A 2,551-nucleotide genomic window follows, 5' to 3' on the forward strand; every position below is an offset into this window, starting at 1 on the left:
CCAATCTAGGCTTGGCCAGTTTCGCTGTTTAGCAATTCTTAACAAGGTGTCATCACCATGCACAACCACAGGATGATCTACCAGTTCCAACATGGGTAAATCATTATGTGAGTCAGAGTAAAAATAAGCCCCTTTCATGCTTTCACCGGTTTGTGTTAACCACTGGTTAAGATGAGTAATTTTGCCCGTTTGAAAACAAGGCTCGCCGTTAACTTTGCCAGTAAATTCACCCGCCTCAACTTCAGGATTAGTGGCTAATAGATTTTCAATCCCATAACGCTTAACAATGGGCGCAGTAACAAAACTATTGGTTGCAGTGATCACTAATAAGGTGTCGCCTTTAGCTTTATGCTGATCTACAACAGCTTGTGCCTTAGGTAGTAAAATCGGCTCAATTTTTTCATGCATAAATTGCTGATGCCAGGCGTCTAAAGTAGCTCTACTATTGCGTGACAACGGCTCTAAGCAAAATTCTAGATACTCGTTAATATCAAGCTTTCCCAATGCATATTGATCAAAGAAATATTGGTTTTTTATTTGATAGGTTTTTTCATCGACCACACCAATCTCACTCATGAACTCTCCCCAAAGAAAATCGCTGTCTCCGCCAATTAGGGTTTTATCTAAATCAAAAATTGCCAGTGCCATTACTACTCCTTAATATAATCCATTAATTGATCGACCGTATCAACGATGTGGAATAAATCTAAATCTGTCTGATTAATATAGCCTAAAGATGACAGCGTTCCAAACCATTCAATTAGCGGCGTCCAAAAATCACGCCCAAACAAACACAATTTAACCTGTCGACCTTTTCTAGTTTGCACCAAGGTTAACACCTCTAACAATTCATCCGCAGTGCCAAACCCACCAGGGAAAAAGATACATACATCAGCTTGTTTAATCAGCACCACTTTGCGCGTAAAAAAGTGCTCAAACATAATACACTTATCCAGATAAGGATTGGCTTTTTGCTCTTTAGGCAGTTCAATATTCAAGCCAATGCTTAATGATTTTCCTGCAAATGCACCTTGATTAACCGCTTGCATAATGCCGGGACCAGCGCCAGTTAATACATTAAGACCATTGTCTGATAAGCGTCGGCCTAATTGTTGAGCTTGCTTTGCCAAAGGGTCGGTGTTGGCTATTCTGGCTGAGCCAAACACGCTAACTGCCGGCCCAATATCTGCCAACTGCTCAAATGCATTATTTAGCTCGGATTCAACAACCGCAAGATTCATGAGTTTTATCTAGAGTTTGGCAAATGCACGCCCTGCCGCGTCAATGGTGCGCTGAATATCTTCATCTGTATGGCTGCTCGATACAAAACCCGCTTCATAAGCAGAAGGCGCCATGTACACACCTTCTGCCAGCATTAGATGGTAGAATTTTTTAAAGCGCTCTACATCACATTGTGACGTTTCATGAAAATTCGTCACTGCAGTAGAGTCAGTAAAGAATAGACCGAACATTCCGCCAACAACGTTTGCGGTCATGCCAATGTTGTATTCTTTGGCTTTTGCCACAATACCACTGGTTAATTTTTGCACCTTACTACTCAAGACTTGGTAGAAATCTTTATCCTTAGATAAAGCGTTTAACATGGCCAATCCTGCCGACATCGACATCGGATTACCCGAAAGTGTTCCTGCTTGATAAACTGGGCCAAGTGGTGCGATAGACGACATAATTTCAAGCTTTCCGCCAAAAGCGCCAACTGGCAATCCACCACCAATCACTTTACCCAGCGTGGTTAAATCTGGCGTTACGCCATAAAATTCTTGTGCACCGCCCAATGCGACACGAAAACCAGTCATCACCTCATCAAAGATCAAAATAACCCCATGCTCATCACATGCTTCACGCAAACCCTCTAAAAACCCTTCAACTGGTGGAATGCAATTCATATTACCGGCCACTGGCTCAACAATAATACAAGCTACGTCACCGCCTACTTCAGCTAGCGCCTCACGCACTTGCTCGACGTTGTTATATTCTAAAGTTAGGGTATGCTTGGCAAAATCAGCTGGCACACCAGGGGAAGTTGGCACACCAAGCGTCAATGCACCAGAGCCTGCTTTAACTAAGAGTGAATCAGAGTGGCCATGGTAACAGCCTTCAAATTTAATGATTTTATCTCGACCTGTATGGCCACGTGCTAGGCGAATTGCGCTCATCGTCGCCTCTGTACCCGAGCTAACCATACGCACCATTTCTATCGATGGCACCAACTCACAAACCTTTTCAGCTAAAGTGGTTTCGATTTCAGTTGGCGCACCAAACCCTAGTCCATTTTCAAGCGTGGCTTTGACTGCGCCAATCACTGCCTGATTAGCATGACCCAAAATCATCGGCCCCCACGAAGCTACATAATCAATATATTGGTTATCATCGGCGTCAAATAAGTAAGCGCCCTCACCTTTGGTAAAAAATATTGGATTACCGCCAACGCCATTAAAGGCACGCACCGGTGAATTAACACCGCCTGGAATAACTTGCTTTGCTTGTTCGAATAAAATATCTGACTGACTCATACTTGCTCCTAATAATT

At 43.2% G+C, this 2,551-nt stretch carries 3 protein-coding genes; all 3 read right to left on the bottom strand.

Annotation, left to right across the window (positions count from 1 at the left end; all coding sequences use genetic code 11):
* Window positions 1-648 (bottom strand): HAD family phosphatase (locus PSN35_RS06235; protein ID WP_300030965.1); only part of this gene is annotated, 648 nt, incomplete at its 3' end.
* A gap of 2 nt (window positions 649-650) precedes the next feature.
* Complete coding sequence (locus PSN35_RS06240) at window positions 651-1,241, bottom strand: TIGR00730 family Rossman fold protein (RefSeq protein ID WP_300030968.1); 591 nt, start codon at window positions 1,239-1,241, stop codon at window positions 651-653.
* A 9-nt stretch (window positions 1,242-1,250) separates the two neighbouring features.
* Entirely contained in the window at window positions 1,251-2,534 is a 1,284-nt protein-coding gene (gene hemL / locus PSN35_RS06245) for a glutamate-1-semialdehyde 2,1-aminomutase (protein WP_300030980.1), read from the bottom strand.
* Window positions 2,535-2,551 lie beyond the last annotated feature (17 nt).

This window comes from Candidatus Thioglobus sp., from assembly GCF_028599055.1.
Taxonomy (GTDB): domain Bacteria; phylum Pseudomonadota; class Gammaproteobacteria; order PS1; family Pseudothioglobaceae; genus Thioglobus_A.